17 protein-coding genes and 1 tRNA gene are annotated in these 15,923 nt (G+C 71.3%); 9 read left to right on the top strand and 9 right to left on the bottom strand.

Annotated features, from left to right (window positions below; translation table 11 throughout):
* Positions 1-4: 4 nt before the first annotated feature.
* Positions 5-1,264: a DUF1501 domain-containing protein gene (locus ACLJN9_RS21710; RefSeq protein ID WP_410813280.1), complete on the top strand. Its 1,260-nt coding sequence runs from the start codon at positions 5-7 to the stop codon at positions 1,262-1,264.
* 9 nt (positions 1,265-1,273) lie between these two features.
* Here ACLJN9_RS21710 and ACLJN9_RS21705 read toward each other — a convergent pair whose 3' ends face one another.
* Together ACLJN9_RS21705 and ACLJN9_RS21700 are read right to left on the bottom strand one after the other, a co-directional pair.
* The gene (locus tag ACLJN9_RS21705) at positions 1,274-2,578 is read right to left on the bottom strand and encodes a sugar transferase (protein ID WP_410813279.1); all 1,305 of its coding nucleotides are present in this window, start codon (positions 2,576-2,578) and stop codon (positions 1,274-1,276) included.
* Between the two features lie 315 nt (positions 2,579-2,893).
* Positions 2,894-3,961: an LCP family protein gene (locus ACLJN9_RS21700; RefSeq protein ID WP_410813278.1), complete on the bottom strand. Its 1,068-nt coding sequence runs from the start codon at positions 3,959-3,961 to the stop codon at positions 2,894-2,896.
* Positions 3,962-4,149: 188 nt separating this feature from the next.
* Here ACLJN9_RS21700 and ACLJN9_RS21695 point away from each other — a divergent pair, with 188 nt between their 5' ends.
* Both ACLJN9_RS21695 and ACLJN9_RS21690 read left to right on the top strand, forming a co-directional pair.
* On the top strand, positions 4,150-4,968 hold the full coding sequence (locus tag ACLJN9_RS21695; RefSeq protein WP_410813277.1) for an MOSC domain-containing protein: 819 nt from the start codon (positions 4,150-4,152) through the stop codon (positions 4,966-4,968).
* A 107-nt stretch (positions 4,969-5,075) separates the two neighbouring features.
* Positions 5,076-6,083: an expansin EXLX1 family cellulose-binding protein gene (locus tag ACLJN9_RS21690; protein ID WP_410813276.1), complete on the top strand. Its 1,008-nt coding sequence runs from the start codon at positions 5,076-5,078 to the stop codon at positions 6,081-6,083.
* A gap of 30 nt (positions 6,084-6,113) precedes the next feature.
* Here ACLJN9_RS21690 and ACLJN9_RS21685 read toward each other — a convergent pair whose 3' ends face one another.
* Both ACLJN9_RS21685 and ACLJN9_RS21680 read right to left on the bottom strand, forming a co-directional pair.
* Positions 6,114-6,641, bottom strand: coding sequence for a GNAT family N-acetyltransferase (locus ACLJN9_RS21685; protein ID WP_410813275.1), 528 nt, complete (start codon positions 6,639-6,641; stop codon positions 6,114-6,116).
* A 76-nt stretch (positions 6,642-6,717) separates the two neighbouring features.
* Positions 6,718-6,802 (bottom strand) — tRNA-Leu (locus ACLJN9_RS21680).
* A 271-nt stretch (positions 6,803-7,073) separates the two neighbouring features.
* On the opposite strand from ACLJN9_RS21680, the gene ACLJN9_RS21675 reads away from it, so the two are divergent.
* Complete coding sequence (locus ACLJN9_RS21675; protein ID WP_410813274.1) at positions 7,074-7,370, top strand: hypothetical protein; 297 nt, start codon at positions 7,074-7,076, stop codon at positions 7,368-7,370.
* A gap of 376 nt (positions 7,371-7,746) precedes the next feature.
* On the opposite strand, the gene bcp is transcribed toward ACLJN9_RS21675, so the two are convergent.
* Complete coding sequence (bcp, locus tag ACLJN9_RS21670; RefSeq protein ID WP_410813273.1) at positions 7,747-8,223, bottom strand: thioredoxin-dependent thiol peroxidase; 477 nt, start codon at positions 8,221-8,223, stop codon at positions 7,747-7,749.
* Between the two features lie 209 nt (positions 8,224-8,432).
* Here bcp and ACLJN9_RS21665 point away from each other — a divergent pair, with 209 nt between their 5' ends.
* The 4 genes from ACLJN9_RS21665 to ACLJN9_RS21650 are packed head-to-tail and all read left to right on the top strand — an operon-like array spanning position 8,433 to position 11,115.
* Positions 8,433-9,149: an energy-coupling factor ABC transporter permease gene (locus tag ACLJN9_RS21665; RefSeq protein WP_410813272.1), complete on the top strand. Its 717-nt coding sequence runs from the start codon at positions 8,433-8,435 to the stop codon at positions 9,147-9,149.
* A complete protein-coding gene (locus tag ACLJN9_RS21660; protein WP_410813271.1) occupies positions 9,146-9,574 on the top strand; it encodes a PDGLE domain-containing protein in 429 nt (142 codons plus the stop codon). Before ACLJN9_RS21665 ends, ACLJN9_RS21660 begins: the two co-directional genes overlap by 4 nt.
* 15 nt (positions 9,575-9,589) lie before the next feature.
* The gene (cbiQ, locus tag ACLJN9_RS21655) at positions 9,590-10,360 is read left to right on the top strand and encodes a cobalt ECF transporter T component CbiQ (protein ID WP_410813270.1); all 771 of its coding nucleotides are present in this window, start codon (positions 9,590-9,592) and stop codon (positions 10,358-10,360) included.
* Positions 10,357-11,115, top strand: a complete 759-nt coding sequence (locus tag ACLJN9_RS21650; protein ID WP_410813269.1) for an energy-coupling factor ABC transporter ATP-binding protein — start codon at positions 10,357-10,359, stop codon at positions 11,113-11,115. The genes cbiQ and ACLJN9_RS21650 overlap by 4 nt, the downstream gene beginning before the upstream one ends.
* A 12-nt stretch (positions 11,116-11,127) precedes the next feature.
* Here the strand turns inward: ACLJN9_RS21650 and ACLJN9_RS21645 are convergent, their stop codons facing one another.
* Genes ACLJN9_RS21645 through ACLJN9_RS21630 form a run of 4 tightly spaced genes read right to left on the bottom strand, consistent with a single transcriptional unit; the run spans position 11,128 to position 14,054 of the window.
* Positions 11,128-12,201 carry a hypothetical protein gene (locus tag ACLJN9_RS21645; RefSeq protein ID WP_410813268.1) on the bottom strand — a complete coding sequence of 358 codons (1,074 nt, stop codon included), beginning with the start codon at positions 12,199-12,201 and terminating at the stop codon, positions 11,128-11,130.
* Positions 12,201-12,914, bottom strand: a complete 714-nt coding sequence (locus tag ACLJN9_RS21640) for a DsbA family protein (RefSeq protein WP_410813267.1) — start codon at positions 12,912-12,914, stop codon at positions 12,201-12,203. Before ACLJN9_RS21640 ends, ACLJN9_RS21645 begins: the two co-directional genes overlap by 1 nt.
* Positions 12,907-13,431 carry a MauE/DoxX family redox-associated membrane protein gene (locus ACLJN9_RS21635; protein ID WP_410813266.1) on the bottom strand — a complete coding sequence of 175 codons (525 nt, stop codon included), beginning with the start codon at positions 13,429-13,431 and terminating at the stop codon, positions 12,907-12,909. The genes ACLJN9_RS21640 and ACLJN9_RS21635 overlap by 8 nt, the downstream gene beginning before the upstream one ends.
* A 32-nt stretch (positions 13,432-13,463) precedes the next feature.
* Positions 13,464-14,054, bottom strand: coding sequence for a sigma-70 family RNA polymerase sigma factor (locus tag ACLJN9_RS21630; RefSeq protein WP_410813265.1), 591 nt, complete (start codon positions 14,052-14,054; stop codon positions 13,464-13,466).
* Between the two features lie 201 nt (positions 14,055-14,255).
* Between ACLJN9_RS21630 and ACLJN9_RS21625 the strand changes: the two genes are divergently transcribed.
* Positions 14,256-15,920: a copper resistance CopC/CopD family protein gene (locus ACLJN9_RS21625; protein WP_410813264.1), complete on the top strand. Its 1,665-nt coding sequence runs from the start codon at positions 14,256-14,258 to the stop codon at positions 15,918-15,920.
* Positions 15,921-15,923 lie beyond the last annotated feature (3 nt).

Below are 15,923 nucleotides of genomic sequence, written 5' to 3'. Positions count from 1 at the left end.
AGACATGGATGCGTTGACTCGGCGGCGGTTCCTCATCTCGTCCGGGGTGATCGGCGGCAGCGCGTTGGCGGCCGGCGCGGGCGTAATGGGCTTCCACGAGCTGCTCGGGACCGCTGAGAAGGCCAAAACGGGCGACGTCGAGAAAGGCTTGCCAACGCTCGTCCTGGTCACCCTCTACGGCGGTAACGATGGGCTCAACACCGTCGTCCCGTACACGGAAGCGGCCTATTACCGCGCCCGGCCGGAGCTGGCGTACGCACCGGAGCAGGTGCTGCCGCTCGACCAGACCCTGGGCCTCAACCCGATGCTACGAGGAGTGAAGCGACTCTGGGACGCCAAGCAGGTGGCCATCGTTTCCGGTGTCGGTTACCCGAAACCGGACCGGAGCCACTTCAAGTCCATGGATATCTGGCAGACCGCGTCCCCCGGCACCCCCGCCCCTACCGGTTGGGTGGGGCGGTGGCTCGACGGAACGAAGGCTGCCACCGAGACGGCCGTGAGTTTCGAGCCGGCCCTGCCGCCGATGCTGGTGGGCAAGTCCCGCATCGGCGCCTGCGTGAGCTACCGGGGGCTCACCCTGCCGCCGGGCGTCCGACCCGAGGTGGTCTCGGCCCTCGGCCGGGTCGAGCCCGGTGAGTCGGAGATGCAGGCGCGGGCCGCGGCCGCCTACGCGGATCTCATCACCATGAACCGCGTGGTGATGAGATCCGCCGGCAGCGGATCCGATGAGCAGGACCACAGCGGCGAGGGTGTCCCGGCCACCGGAACGGGTGGGGACAACGCGCTCGCCGCCCAGCTGGCGCTCGTCGCCCGGTGCGTCGAATCCCAGGTCCCCACGAGGGTCTACTCAGTGAGTCTTGGCGGCTTCGACACCCACGCTGGCGAGCGTGTGTGGCAGGAGACGCTGCTGCGGCACCTGGATGAGGCGTTGAGCGGCTTCGTGGACCGGATGGGGCGTACCGACGCCGGCCGCAGGGTCACCGTCGTGGTCTACAGCGAGTTCGGCCGGCGGGTCCGGGCGAACGCCTCCGAGGGCACCGACCACGGCACGGCCGGCCCGGTGTTCATGCTCGGTCACGCCGTCGCTGGTGGGTTGTATGGCGAGCAGCCGAGCCTGACCGACCTGGACGACGGCGACCTGAAGGCGACCACGGACTTCCGCGACGTCTTCGGTACCGTCCTCGCCCATGTGTTGGTCGGAGACCCGGATCGCTACCTGGGTGGCTACCGCGCCCACCTGCTGCCACTGCTCACCTCTCGGTGACGCTGGCCCTCAGCGGCCACCGCCCCGGAAGACCTCGGCGACCGTCCGGAGCACGACCTTGCAATCCAGCCAGAGCGACCAGTTCTCGATGTAGTAGTTGTCGAACCGCGCCCGGTCGGAGATCGGCGTGTCGCCGCGCAAGCCGCTGACCTGGGCGAGCCCGGTCAGACCCACCGGGACCCGGTGCCGCATCGCGTAGTTCGGGTACTCCGCCGAGAACTTCTCGACGAAGTACGGGCGCTCGGGTCGCGGCCCGACGACGCTCATGTCGCCGCGCAAGATGTTCCACAGTTGGGGCAGCTCGTCCAGGGACGTGCGGCGCATGAACCGACCGATCGGGCCGACCCGCCGGTCGTTCGCGATCGACCAGTTCGTCTGCGACTCGGTCTCGTCGACCGGGCGCATCGACCGGAACTTGACGACCTTGAACGTCTGCCCGAACCGGCCGATCCGCTCCTGGTAGAAGAAGATGCCGCGCCCACCGTCGATGAACGTCGCGAGCGCGCACAACAGCAGCACCGGGCTCAGCATGATCAGGGCCAGGCCAGCGAACAGCATGTCCGACGCCCGCTTGATCGCCCAGCGTGGCCCGGAGAGCGAGATATCGCCGACCTTGACGATCGGGATGGCCCCGATGTGGTCGGGGTACCCGCCCTGAGACCGGGAACCCCACAGGCGTGGCACCTCCCACAGGTCGCAGCGTGAGCTGCGTGGCTGCAGCAGGGCCTCCATCAGCACGGACTCCGGGCAGTCCGGATCGGCGATGACCAGGACCTCGCACTTCAGCACCCGGACCAGCTTGTCCAGGTCGGTCAGGCCACCGAGGAGCGGGAGCGTGTCGGAGTCCTGCTGTGCCGACACGTCGACACAGCCCACGAACCGCAGGCCGTACTGCGGGTAGCGACGCAGCAGCCGGGCCAACTCCAGGGCGACCGGGCCGCTGCCGACGATGATGGCGTTGTGCTCCACCCAACGGCGCTTGCGCACCAGGATGGTGAGGGCTCGGCTGAGTGCCCGGCCCATGATGACGAAGCCGGCGGAGATGGCGACGCCGCGCATGAAGTTGCCGACGTACTCGACCGAAGCGTGGCGCTCCGCCGCGATGATGGCCACCACCGCGGCGGACGCCAGTAGACGCCCGGTGAGGCTCGGCAACTCGTCGAGGATGCTCACGTGCCGGCGGGCCTGGTAGAGCCCGCCGGCCGCGAAGATGGTCATGGTGAGCCCGGCGTTGACGAGTGTGCCGCGCCAGTAGGTCTGGGACACCAGCAGCGGGAAGAGTAGCGCCGCGATGTCGATCGGAACCGTCATCATCCAGACCCGCAGCAGGCGCGTCCGAGACGAGGCCCGGGACCCCGCGTACGGCAGGACCGCGGTCGTCTCCAGGCCGGGCCGCCGCGGTGCTGGCGCGGCTCCCGGCCCGTTCGCTGGCGGCTCCATCGAGCGCGGGGGCTGGGATTGCTCGCCTGCCCACGTCTCGGATGTGCTGGAACGGCTTCTCGTTGAATGACCTGACATGGTCGACCCTCCCCCGTGAGGCCTTCGGCCAGGCAGTCTCATGCCGAAGGGCCAAGGAAGGATACGACCAGGTCAGGCCCGTCGGTATAGACGAAGGGTTGATTCAAGTGCCTACTTGATTGCCGAGGCGATCCCATCAACGGAGTCGCGACGGACCGCGTCGAAGACTCTGTCAGCTTTGTCCTTGTTGACCAGGACGACACTCTCGGTGCCCTTCTGGCCAGTGCCGTCCGTGGGGCAGGTGTAGAAGCCGAGGTTGCCGCTGCGCAGGTGCCGCAGTTCCATCGCCAGGTCCACCAGGGACATCGACTGGTCCACGGCGACCGCATCTGCGGTGGCCCGGACGAAGGAGTTCAGCTTGGTGGGGCTGGCCAAAGTGCCGCCGCTGGCGGCCTTGTCCAGGATTGCCTTGATGACCTGCTGCTGGTGCTTGATCCGGGTGAAGTCGCCGTCGGCGAACGCGTACCGCTCGCGGGCGTAGTCCAGCGCGGTCGCCCCGTCCATGACCTGCGGACCCGCGACGAACTCCCGCCGGCCGTCCGGATTCAACGAGTGCTTCGACGTGAAGGCCTTGTCCACGGTGACGTCGATGCCACCGAGAGCGTCGACGATTTCCTTGAAGCCGGCGAAGTCGACCATCGCCACATGGTCGATGCGCACGCCGGTGAACTTTTCCAGGGTCTGCACCATCAGTGGAACGCCACCCCACGCGAACGCCGCGTTGATTTTCGCGTCCCGGCCGCCCCGCCCCTGCGGCGACTCCGGCACGCTGACCCAACTGTCGCGGGGGATCGCGATGAGCTGAGCGCTCTGTCGATCCTTCGGAAGGTGGGCCAGGATGATGGTGTCGGTCCGGGAGCCGGAGCTGCTGTCCGGATCGCGGGAGTCGCTGCCGAGGATCATGATGTTCATCGCGCCCGTGGCGACCACCTGCGGCCGGGACTCCTCGGGAACCCCCTCGAAGGCGTCGACACGTTCGATCCCGGAATTGATCGAGCGGAAGTAGAGTCCGCCCGCGACGAGACCGCCGCCACCCAGCAACGCAATGACCACGAAGGTGATCAGTGCGATCTTTCGCCACCGGCGACGTCGCGGACGCGCCGCCTCGGTCGGCTCCGGTGGCGGCTGCGCTTCGATGAACTGGGTTTCGGGCTCCACGTACTCCTGGCGATACTGCATGCCGCGATGCTACTGATTGCGGGTTACGGCCACGTACCCCCCATCCGGGCCATACGGGCTCCACATCCTGACCGAAAAATTTGTTCGCCGAACCTGGCCTGAAGCGGCGTTGGACGCCACTCCGCCACGGGAAGAGCCCGGCCAACCTCTGGTTCCCCGGCGACCCATCGACGTGGCATGGTGACCGGGTGCGGCTGACTTCGATCCACACGTACCCCGTCAAGGGTTGCCACCGCCTCGACCACGACGGCGCGTTCGTGCAGCCGTGGGGGCTGGCCGGCGACCGGCGGTGGATGGTGGTGGATGCCGACGGTGTCGGCGTCACACAGCGGGAGACCACCCGGCTGGTCGGCCTGCGCGCCGCCGTGCGTCCCGGGGGTCTCGTGCTGCGCGCCGACGGTCAGCCCGACCTGGACGTGCCCGAGCCGGCCGACGACGATCCGGTGGCGGTGCGCACCTTCCGCAACCGGAAACTCCCGGTCCCGGCGCTGCCGGCCGGCCCGGCCGCCGATGCCTGGCTCGGCGCGTTGCTCGCCCGGCCGGTCCGGCTGGTCTGGCTGGCGCGGCCGACCCGGCACCTGCCCGCCGAGGACCGCGGGTACGACACCGGCGACCAGGTCAGCTTCGCCGACGCCTATCCACTGCTGCTGGCGAACAACGCCTCCCTCGACGCGCTCAACGACTGGCTGACCGAGGCGGGGGAGGCGCCGGTGCCGATGGCCCGGTTCCGGCCCAACCTCGTGGTCGAGGGGGCAACGGCCTGGGCCGAGGACGACTGGGCCGGCCGGCCGGTCCGCATCGGCGACCGGCGGTTCCGCGCCGCCGGGCCGTGCGACCGTTGCGTGGTGACCACCACCGACCAGGAGACCGGTGTACGCGCGAAGGAGCCGCTGCGCACGCTCGGGCGGTATCGCAACGTCCGACAGAAGCTCCTCTTCGGACTGAATCTCGTGCCCGTCGACACTGGACCGTTGACCGTCGGCGCTCCGCTGGTCATCGAATCCTGACCGGTCGGTCTGCTTCGGGAACGCACCGGTCACCGTCCGTTGATGCTGTCTTAGCTTTGGCTTAGCCGGCTTGTCCGGTCCCGCACGGGTCCGGCAGCATCGCCGTCGTGACGGACGGAAGCGCTCCCGGCGGCGTCGACATCGAGCTCGACCTGGATCGGGCTCCGGACGAGCGGCCCGCGCCCCCGTCCGGCCCGCTGCCCTGGCTGGTCGCCGCCGGCGTCACCGTCCTCGCGGCGGCTCTCGGGCTCACCCTGACGCTGCGCTCCGGCTCCACGCCCGCCTGCGCCGCCGGCCGCACACTCGCCGCCGCGCCGCCCGCCGGCACCGCCACGCACAGTGGCAAGGCCACCTTCTACGACTCGAACGGCGCCGGCGGCAACTGCTCCAACCCGGCCGCGCCGGCCAACCGGCTCTACGTGGCGCTCGGTCCCACCGAGTACGCCGCAGGCGCCGCCTGCGGCGGGTTTCTCGACGTGACCGGCCCGAAGGGCACCATCCGCGTCCTGATCATGGATCAGTGCCCGGAGTGCGCCCCCGGGCATCTCGACCTGTCCCGGGAGGCGTTCGCCCGGATCGCCGACCCGGTCAAGGGTCTCGTCCCGGTCACCTACCGCGCGGTGGCCAACCCGCCGCTGCCCGGCCCGCTCACCTTCCGCATCAAGGAGGGCGCCTCACAGTGGTGGTTCGCCGTCCGGGTGGGCAACCACGGCAACCCGCTGCGCGCCGTCGAGGTCCGGCAGGGCGACAGCGGGCCGTGGCGGGCGGCCGTGCGGCAGGACTACAACTACTGGCTGATCGCCTCCGGCGCCGGTCCCGGCCCGTACGGCGTGCGGGTGACCGACGTGTACGGGCAGCGGGTCACCGTCGCCGGCATCCGGATGGCGCCCGGCCAGGTGCAGACCAGCGCGGCCCGGATGTACCCGGCCGGCGCCGTGGCGGCCACCCCGCGTCCGCCCGCCTCGGCGCGGCCGTCCCCGACCCGAGGTGGCGGTACGCCGACGCCGGCCCGCCGCCCGGCCGAGGTGGCCGGGACGAGCGCGCCGGTCCCGGCGAAGGCCGACCCGCCGGCCACCCGACCGGCCGGGGCGACGGCACGCTGGTGTGCCGGCTGACCGGTCGACGGTGCTGTGCCGGCTGGCCGATCAGTCGGGTGGTGTCAGATCCAGCCACATCAGGATCTCGTCCCGGTCGTCGCCGGCCGCCACCCGCAACGCCCCCGGCAGCCGGCCGATCTCCCGAAATCCCAGGCGGCGGTAGAACCCGTCCAACCCCAGCCCGTCCCGCACCGTCACGTGCAGCGCCTCGCGGCCCAACTCGCGGCCCAGCCGGGCGGCCTCGCGCATCAACGCCGAGCCGTACCCGGTGCCCTGGGCTTCCGGGTGGACCATCACCCGCTTCAGCACACACCAGTGGGCCTTGAGCGCGAACCGGTTGTCACAAAAGATCAGCACCGCCATGAGCCGGTCACCGGCGTACCCGACCAGCAGCCGGTCCGGCCCGTCGGTGATCCCCGCGAAGGTCGGGTCGGCGATGACGCGGACGTCGGTGGCGGTGACCGGGGCTACGAAGCCGACCGCGCCACCGGCGTTGGTGACCTCCACCCAGAGGGCGACGATCTCGGCGCGCATCTGCGGGCTCAGGTCGGGGTCGAGAACGAAGCGCAGGCTCACGCCCGCCATCCTGACCCGACGGCCGGCTCGCGGTCGCCGATCGTGACGCGTCCGACAGGGTCTATCGGCTTCTCTGTGCGGGAGAGGGGATTCGAACCCCCACATCCTTCCGGATACAGGTTCCTAAGACCTGCGCGGCTGCCGAGTTACGCCACTCCCGCGTACATCGGAGAGTCTAGAGCGTCGGGCTTCGGCGGTGTTGAGGCCCGCCTCCTTGAGGATGGTCGAGATCGTACCGTGACTCGCGTTGCATCCCCCGTACGGCAAGTTGCGGAGAATCGCTGATAGCCGCTTCGCTCCAACATCTGGATGTGCCAGCGCCTGTCTTATCACCGCGTCGCGATGAGCCCTTGAACGCCAACGACGATCGCCGTGCGGCGTCAGGATGCCCTCCTGCTCAAGTCTCCGTCGAACTTTGTAGAGATATGCCGGGTGGAAGCCCAGCTGCCGTGCCGCTTCCATGGCTGTCATCCGCTGCGCGTCGACCCGACCGAACAGGTCAACGAGTTCCTCCCGCGTTGCAGGTCGGCGACCGGCACCGGTTGTCTCGTGCAAGCGCTCCTCGACCCCGAGCGCCGGTCCTGCTGGGACGGTGAGATCAGGAGCGCTCTTCCGGCGGCCGGCGTAGGTCGCGGTCTGGCTGTGACAGTTCGGGCAGAGGAGCCGCAGATTGGGTGGCCGATTGTCGAGGAAGTCACCGTTGATGTGATCGACATGCAGGATGAGTGACGCGCCTCGCCAGACTGGTCCTATTCCGCACTCCTCGCACTCATCTGGCACCCCGAGCGTGGCCAGGGCCCACTTCAACCGCACGCCCGGCGTCCGGCGAGACCCTTCTGGCAGCTCAACGAGGAGCTGCGATGATGTGGTGCGCCGTGCGCCTCGGCACCCCTTGTTGTGAGCCTGCCCCGTGAAATGGGACATGTCGACGCCGAACCTCTTGAGTTGGCGACTGATGTGGGCGTGCGAGCCACCGCTGATGCGTACGCCGAGCAGTCGCATCACCTCGGTGATGTTGCGCGCGGCGGCGGCTGCTTCTGCCAGTGCCTCGGGTGTGTATTTGTATCGGACCACTGACGCACAGTAGCGGGCCGGTACGACAGCCTCAGTCCAGGCCGAGGTCGCGGCGGAGCTTGGCGACGTGCCCGGTGGCCTTGACGTTGTAGAACGCCCGCTCGATCTTGCCGTCGGCGTCGATGACGAAGGTCGAGCGGATCACGCCGGTGACGGTCTTGCCGTAGAGCTGCTTCTCGCCGTACGCGCCGTAGGCGTTGAGCACCGCCCTGTCGACGTCCGAGACGAGCGGAAAGGTGATCGCGTCGCGGTCACGGAACTTCGCCAGCTTCTCCGGCTTGTCGGGGGAGATGCCGACCACCTCGTAGCCGGCGACCTGGAGTGAGGCGAGTGAGTCGCGGAAGTCGCAGGCCTGCTTGGTGCAGCCGGGGGTCATGGCCGCCGGGTAGGCGTACAGGACCACCTTTCGGCCTCGCAGATCGGTCAGGGCGAGCTGGTCGCCGGTGTCGGTGGGCAGCACCCACTCGGGCGCGGGGTCACCGGGGGACAGGCGGTCGGGCGCGGTCATGGCCCGACCCTACCGCCGGCCGCGTCGATGTCGACCCGGGTGGAAGGCGCCGGAGTGGCGTGACCGTCGATCGCGGTGCCGGGGGTCCGGCGCCGGAGGAGAAAGGTGATCAAGGACATGCGTTGTTGCAATGGTCTGGCAACTACGAGGTATGGGAAATAGGCTGACCTCGCCGGCCCGGACGGGTCTGCTGACGCGTGGGAGGTCGCGTGGAAACCCTGGCGATGCACATCTCGAACGGGATCATCGATGGTCCCGTCGCAGCGGTCTTCGCGGCGCTCGCTCTCGCCGCGCTCACCGGCTGCGTCCTGCGCGGCCGCCGCGATCTGGATGACCGGCTGGCGCCGATGGCCGGCCTGGTGGCCGCGTTCATCTTCGCCGTCCAGATGCTCAACTTTCCGATCTTCACGGCCGGCGTGAGCGGCCACCTGCTCGGGGGCGCGCTCGCCGCGATGCTCGTCGGCCCGTGGGTCGGGGCGCTCTGCGTGGCCGTGGTGCTGGTCGTGCAGGCCCTGGTCTTCGGTGACGGCGGTGTCGCGATGCTCGGCCTCAACATCACCAACATGGCGCTGATCGGCACCGCCGCGGCCTACCTGCTGATCGCGGTGTTGTTGCGGGTGCTGCCGCGTACGCGGGTCGGCCTGGCCGTGACCGCGTTCCTCTCCGCGATGATCAGCGTGGTGGTCGCGTCGCAGGGCTTCGTCCTGGAGTACTGGCTGGGCGGCACCACCGACCTGGGCAGCAATCTGGCCGGCCTGGCGGGCACCATGGCCGGGGTCCACCTGCTGATCGGCATCGGCGAGGGCCTCATCACCGCGACGACCGTGCTCACGGTCGCGAAGGTCCGCCCCGATCTCGTCTACGCGTTGCGTGGGCTGCGGTCGACGTCCGCTCCCGCGGTCCCGGTCCTCGGAGGTGCCCGGTGAAGAACCGTTCCTGGGGTTTCCTGTTCGGCGGGCTCCTGGTCGCCCTGCTGCTGGCCGGGGTGGTCAGCAACTACGCCTCGTCCCACCCGGACGGGCTGGACTCCTCCCTGTTGAAGGGCTGCACCGTCGACGCCGACGACACCATCGTCGGTGGCAACTGCCCGGCCCAGCAGGCCCGGAAGCACGAGCTGGGCGACAGCCCGCTCGCCGACTACGGGGTGCGGGGGGTCGGCAACGACTTCCTCTCCACCGGTCTCTCCGGGGTGCTCGGGGTGCTGCTCACCTTCGCGATCGGCGTCGGCGGCTTCTGGCTGCTGCGCCGCCGCGGCACCTCGTCGACCACGGACGACACGGCGACGCTCACCGGGGACGCGACGCCCACCGAGGACGACGCGGCGACGTCCCGCGCCGGCGCGACCGGCTGAGCAGGGGACACGCGGATGGGTGCCGGTCACGGGCACGTGCTGTACCGGGAGACGGCGTCTCCCGTGCACCGGCTCCCGCCCGAGGTGAAGATCGTGGCGATGGTGGTGTTCACCATCGCCGTGGTGGCCACTCCGCGCGAGGCGTTCTGGGCCTTCGGGGCGTACGCCCTGCTGGTGGCCGCGGTGGCGGTGCTGGCCCGGGTGGGGCCGCGGTGGCTGCTCAGCCGGGCGCTCATCGAGCTGCCGTTCGTGCTCTTCGCGGTCGCGCTGCCGTTCCTCGGCGCCGGCCCACGGGTCGACGTGCTGGGCCTGCGGCTCTCCGAGGACGGCCTGCACGGCGCCTGGAACATCCTGGCCAAGGGCACGCTGGGTGTCCTCGCCTCGCTGCTGCTCGCCGCGACCACCACCACCCGGGACCTGATCGTGGGGTTGGACCGGCTGCGCTGCCCGCAGGTGCTCACCCAGATCGCCACGTTCATGCTGCGCTACCTCGACGTGCTGGTCGGCGAGGCGCGGCGGATGCGGGTGGCGCGCATCTCCCGCGGTGACGACCCGCGCTTCCTGTGGCAGTTGCGTGGCTTCGCCGCCGGGATCGGGGCGCTGTTCCTCCGGGCCTTCGAACGCGGCGAACGGGTGTACCTGGCGATGCTGTCGCGGGGCTACACCGGGCGGATGCCCGCGGTGTGGCAGGGCGACGGCGCGGCGACCACCGGCCAGTGGCTGGTCGCGGCGACCGTGCCCGTGTTGGCGGCCTCGATCGCCGCGGCCGCCGTCGTGCTGACATGATCGGTGCCGTGCAGACCGCTGTCTCGCTGGACGTTCGTGGTGTTCGGTACGCGTACCCGGACGGGCAGGTGGCCCTGCACGGGGTGGACCTGACGGTGCCGCGCGGCGCGCGGGTGGCGTTGCTCGGGCCGAACGGCGCCGGTAAGACCACGCTGGTGCTGCATCTCAACGGCATCCTCACCCCGGCCGAGGGCAGCGTGAGTGTCGGTGGGCTGACCGTGACGACGGCCCGGGCCACCCTGGCCGAGGTGCGTCGCCGGGTGGGGATCGTCTTCCAGGACCCGGACGACCAGCTGTTCCTGCCCACGGTTGCCGAGGACGTCGCGTTCGGGCCGGCCAACCTGGGCCTGCGGGGCGCGGAGTTGGCCGCCCGCGTCGACGAGGCGCTCGCCGCGGTGGGAATGGGTGAGCACCGGGACCGGGCGCCACAGCACCTTTCCTTCGGGCAGCGCCGTCGGGTGGCGGTCGCCACCGTGCTCGCCATGCACCCGGAGATCCTGGTGCTGGACGAGCCGTCGTCGAACCTGGACCCGGCGGCCCGACGTGAGCTGGCCGAGATCCTGCGCGGGCTGCCGGTGACCCTGCTGATGGTGACGCACGACCTGCCGTACGCGGCTGAGCTGTGCGAGCGTTCGGTGATCCTGGACGCCGGCAGGATCGTCGCCGATGCGCCGACCCTCGACCTGCTGGCCGATTCCACCCTGTTGGCCCGCCATCGCCTGGAACTTCCGTACGGCTTCGCTGCGCGCCCCTGACACGTCAGCGGGTCAGGTCCGGGCGGGAGCGGGGGTCCGGGAGGCGGCGTGCAGGCGCAGTACGCCGGCGGCCGTCGCTCCCGCACCGGTGATCAGCACGACTGCCACCATGATCCGGGCGATCTCGGCCGGCCAGGGCAGTGGTGCGACGGACCTGTTGAACACGGCGGCGTTCGCCACTCCGGCGAGGAGCGCCAGGCAGGCTCCGGCCAGCGCCACCGCGAAGTCGGCGGCCGGGCGTCGGGCCAGCGCGTAGCAGCCGGCGGCGATCGCGCCGAGGCCGGTGAGCAGCGACCAGACCTGCCCGGCCAGCAGCCCGACCAGCACCCCGCCCACCCCCTGCGCGCCGGCGTCCAGTTCCCGGCCGACCGGATACAGCACGGCGACCGCGCCGCCGGCGACAAGCAGCGCGCCCAGCACGGCCAGCGCCCGGGAGCCGGCCTGTGCGGCGGCGAGCAGCCCGAGCGCGCCCACCACGAGCACCCCCACGATGGTCACCGCCCACCAGGTGTACGTGTCCGGTCGCGGCACCCAGTCCAGCGTGCCGACGATCTGCACCGGGTCGTCACCGTCGCGCAGTGGGACCGTCCAGTCCCGGACCCGCTGCTCGCGCTCCGGGGCGGCGCGCACGGCGTCCGGTGGTGTCGACTCCCGCCAGAGCGCGCGCTGGTCGTGCCAGCGCACCGTGGTCCCGTCGGCGATGCGGCGCCAGGACGGCGGGGCCGCCGGGTCCGCCTCGGCGGGCAGCGTGGTGTCACCGGCGATCGTGCGGTTCAGGTAGGTGGCGGGGGACCGGCTGTTCTCGAACACCCCGTCCGGGCCGATCCGCAGGTAGGGCTCACCGGAGTAGCCGATCACCTCGATCGCGCGGCCGGTGCGGTTGGTCAGTTCCAGCCGGGCACCCGCCTCCACCACGCGTACCGCCAGCCCGGCTCGGGCGGGTGCGACCCCGCTGGTCCGGGTGCGGTAGTCGGTGCCGTCCGGGGCGTCGGCGCCGTGCGCGGCGGCGGGGGCCGCGGTCAGCAGGGTGGCCGCGCACGCGCCGGCGGCGACCAGGGCGGCACGGGCCAACAGGGTACGGATCACTAGCCGGCCGCCGCCACGGCGGAGGTGAGGCCCTGGGGGCTGCGGTCGGCGAGCGGCTGACCGTTGACCAGGACGGTCGGCGTGCCGGTGACGTTGCTCCGGCTGGCCTCGTCGGTGACGTGCTCGACCCACGTCCGGTACGTCTTGTCCTTGACGCAGCCTCCGAACGAGCCCCGGTCGAGCCCCACGCCGACGCCGATGTCGATCAGCTGGTCGTCGGGAAGCCCGGCGCTGCCCTCCGGGGGCTGCTGGTCGAAGAGCGCCTTGGCGTAGTCGCGGAACTTGCCGCCGGCCGCGGCGCAGCCGGAGGCGGCCGAGGAGCGGGTGGAGTATTCCGTGGTGGAGAAGCGGTTGAGGTACGCCACCGGGTGGTAGACCACCTTCGCCTTGTTGTCGGCCACCAACTGCGCCAGCGTCACCCCGGTGGTCTGCTCGAACTGCTTGCAGACCGGGCACTGGAAGTCCTCGTAGACGTCGACGGTGACCGGCCCGCCGCCGGCGGCGATGCCGGTGCCGTCCGCGTTGGCGCCGGGCGGGGTGGTGAAGTGGTCGGAACGCTGGCCGGACCAGACGCTCCAGCCCACCAGGCCGGCGATGATCAGCACGACCACCGCGGCCGTGGAGATCCAGAACGTGCGCTTGCGGCGCCGTTCGCGAGCCAGTTGCTGGCGGACCACCCGGGCCGCGTCCCGCTGCCCCTTGCGATTACTCATCCTCGTCCTCCTCGGCAGGTTCGGCGGACAACCACCCGTCCACCGAGACGGGCGTACGCGGCCAGATCAGGAGGAATCCGGCCAGCACCAAGAATCCCAGGTCACGTAGGATCTCCGGGAGGTAACTCGGTGCCTGTCCCTCGGCGAGCTGCCCGCCACTGCCGAAGCAGCCGCAGTCGATGGACAGGCCACGCGCCCAGGCCGACGAGATGCCCGCGACGAAGACGACCAGCAGTGCGACGGAGACCGCCGCGCTGAGCCGGGTGGCCAGCCCGAGCAGCAGGAGCACGCCGAGCGCCAGCTCGACGAAGGGCAGCGCGGCACCGACCACGGTCGCCACGTCGTACGGCAGCACCTGGTAGGCGTTGACGGCCCGGCCGGAGGCCGCCAGGTCACCGACCTTCGACGCGCCGGCGACCAGCCAGACGGCGGCGAGACCGAGTCGGGCCGCGACACCGAGCCAGGGACGGACGGCGGACCAGCGGGCTGCCCGGGTGGGAGGTCCTGTCACGGTCATTTGTCGTCCCGTCCTCGCCGGAAGTTCCGGGTTCAGCCGGTCATGGCGTCGCCGACCGCCTCGACCAGCTCGTTGCGGGCCCGGGCGACCCGGGAGCGGATGGTGCCCACCGGCACCCCTTCGACGGCGGCGGCCTCGGCGTACGACAGGCCGAGCAGTTGGGTGAGCACGAACGCGGCGCGCCGCTCGGCGCTCAACCGGCCGACCAGGTCGGCGGCCCCGAGCTGGCCCGCCGGGTCCGGGTGCGGTCGGTCGGTGTACGCGTTCGCCGCCAGCCGCTCGTCGAGTCGCCGACGGCGGACCACCGTACGCAGGTGGTCGGCGCAGGCCCGGCGGGCGATGCCGAGCAGCCACGTCCGGATGCTGGATCGACCCTCGAAACCGGGCAGGGCCCGGAACGCCCGCAGGTAGGTTTCCTGGGTCAGGTCGTCGGCGCTGTCCGGGTCGACCAGGGCGGCGGCGAAGCGCCAGACCTCGACCTGGGTCAGCCGGACGAACGCGGCCTGGGCGGTCGGGTCGCCGTCGCGCGCGGTCAGCGCCCATTCGGTGGCCGCGTCTCGGACGACGCCATCGGCCGGGTCGGCCGAAGCGGCGGCACCGGTGTCTCGCGGGACGGGGATCACGACAAGCCAGGTTACGCGGCGCGCGGCGCGACGGCAGGGCGCTTCGGCCCCGGATGGTCTGCGCCACGTCGGGAACTTTTCCCCGCCGTGAGCCGACTACCCGTTCATGAGTTGCGACCACGTACGCGCGGCGCTGTCGGCGGGCGACGGGTGAGCCACTCACCCCACTCGGGTGGCCGAGGTCGACTCCCGTCGGCGAGCATGGCCATCATGACTGTCGCCCTCCGCCGCTGGCTCGCCCGGTTGGCCGCCACCGCCGGCCTCCTGGTCACCGTCGTCGCCCTGCTGATCGCCCCGGCCACCCCTGCCAGCGCCCACGCGGTGCTGGAGAGCAGCAGCCCGGCAGCCTCGGCCGTGGTGCCGAACGAGCCGACCAAGGTGGTTCTCACCTTCAGCGAGTCGGTACGCAAGGTCCCTGGCAAGATCCGCGTGATCGGGCCGAGCGGTTCGCGGGCCGACCGGGGTGAGCCGAGCTTCGACGGCGCCACGGTGACCATTCCGGTGGACCCGGCCGGCGAGCGTGGCACCTACCTGGTCAGCTTCCGGGTGATCTCCGCCGACAGCCACCCGGTCTCCGGCGCGTTCACCTACTCGGTGGGCGCGCCGTCGACGCCACCGGTCGACAACGGCGACGACAGCCGAGCCAACCCGGTGGTCGAGACCGCGGTGAAGGTGGCCCGTTTCCTCGGCTACGCCGGCCTGGTGCTGCTGATCGGCCCGGCGCTGGTGCTCGCCGCGCTGTGGCCGCGCCGGCTGTCCCGGCGGGGGCCGGCCCGGCTGGCCTGGACCGGTCTCGGCCTGGTGGCCTTCGCCACCCTCGCCGACCTGTGGCTCCAGGTGCCCTACACCGCTGGCGGCGGCCTCTTCGACGTCACCGGCGAGGGGTTCGGCAGCGTGTTCGGCAGCACCTTCGGCGCCGCCCACCTGATCCGGCTCGGCCTGCTGGCGGCGTCGGCGTTCCTGCTCCGCCCGCTGCTGGACCGCCCGTCCGGCCGCACCGACGCGATCATCCTGGCCGTGATCGGCGGGGCCACCCTGCTGACCTGGCCGCTGGCCGGCCACCCGGCGGCGTCCCCGGCGCCGGCGGTCTCCGTGGTCGTCGACGCGATCCACCTGGGCAGCATGGCGGTCTGGCTGGGCGGCCTGCTGATGCTGGGCGGCTTCCTGCTGCGCCAGGCCGACGAGCGCGAGTTGAGCGCGATCCTGCCGATCTGGTCGCGCTGGGCGGCACTGGCCGTCTCGGCGCTGCTGCTGGCCGGCACCGTCCAGGGGTTGATCGAGGTGGCCACCCTGGACGCCCTGTTCGGCACCACGTACGGGCGGCTGCTGCTGGCGAAGATCGCGCTGTTCGCCGTGGTGATCGCCGTGGCCGCGTACTCCCGGCAGTTGGTGCGCCGACGCACCGCGGCGCAGCGGCCGGTGCCGGTGCGCCGGGCGGTCTGGGTGGAGCTGGCCGTCACCGTCGTGGTGCTGGGCCTGTCCGCGACGTTGGTGCAGACGACGCCCGCGCGGACCGCCGTGGCCGAGCCGGCCGGCACCCAGGCCGGTCTCTTCACCACCACCCTGTCCAGCCCGCTCTTCTCGATCCAGGTCGAGCTGGACCCGGCCGCGCGGGGCAACAACTCGCTGCACCTGTACGCGTACACCAAGGACAACAAGCCGCAGCCGGTGGTGGAATGGCGGGCGACCGCAGCGCTGCCCTCGGCCGGGATCGAGCCGATCGAGATCCCGTTGCTGCCGCTGACGGACAACCACGCCTACGGCGACGTCAGCCTGCCGGCCGCCGGTGACTGGCAACTGCAGATCACGGCGCGTACGACCGACATCGACCAGGCCACGGTGACCGCCACCGTGCCCATCCGTTAGAGA

Source organism: Micromonospora sp. 067-2, from assembly GCF_046549295.1.
Lineage (GTDB): Bacteria > Actinomycetota > Actinomycetes > Mycobacteriales > Micromonosporaceae > Micromonospora.
Note: the sequence above shows the minus strand (reverse complement) of the source record. Positions and strands in the feature narration are given on the sequence as shown.

What these genes read in the sequence shown, in the direction of transcription:
- ACLJN9_RS21710 (WP_410813280.1), top strand. Translation starts at nt 5, where the DNA reads ATGGATGCGTTGACTCGGCGGCGGTTCCTCATCTCGTCCGGGGTGATC.
- ACLJN9_RS21705 (WP_410813279.1), bottom strand. Translation starts at nt 2,578, where the DNA reads ATGATGACGGTTCCGATCGACATCGCGGCGCTACTCTTCCCGCTGCTG.
- ACLJN9_RS21700 (WP_410813278.1), bottom strand. Translation starts at nt 3,961, where the DNA reads ATGCAGTATCGCCAGGAGTACGTGGAGCCCGAAACCCAGTTCATCGAA.
- bcp (WP_410813273.1), bottom strand. Translation starts at nt 8,223, where the DNA reads ATGACCGCGCCCGACCGCCTGTCCCCCGGTGACCCCGCGCCCGAGTGG.
- cbiQ (WP_410813270.1), top strand. Translation starts at nt 9,590, where the DNA reads ATGGGTGCCGGTCACGGGCACGTGCTGTACCGGGAGACGGCGTCTCCC.
- ACLJN9_RS21650 (WP_410813269.1), top strand. Translation starts at nt 10,357, where the DNA reads ATGATCGGTGCCGTGCAGACCGCTGTCTCGCTGGACGTTCGTGGTGTT.
- ACLJN9_RS21640 (WP_410813267.1), bottom strand. Translation starts at nt 12,914, where the DNA reads ATGAGTAATCGCAAGGGGCAGCGGGACGCGGCCCGGGTGGTCCGCCAG.
- ACLJN9_RS21635 (WP_410813266.1), bottom strand. Translation starts at nt 13,431, where the DNA reads ATGACCGTGACAGGACCTCCCACCCGGGCAGCCCGCTGGTCCGCCGTC.
- ACLJN9_RS21625 (WP_410813264.1), top strand. Translation starts at nt 14,256, where the DNA reads ATGGCCATCATGACTGTCGCCCTCCGCCGCTGGCTCGCCCGGTTGGCC.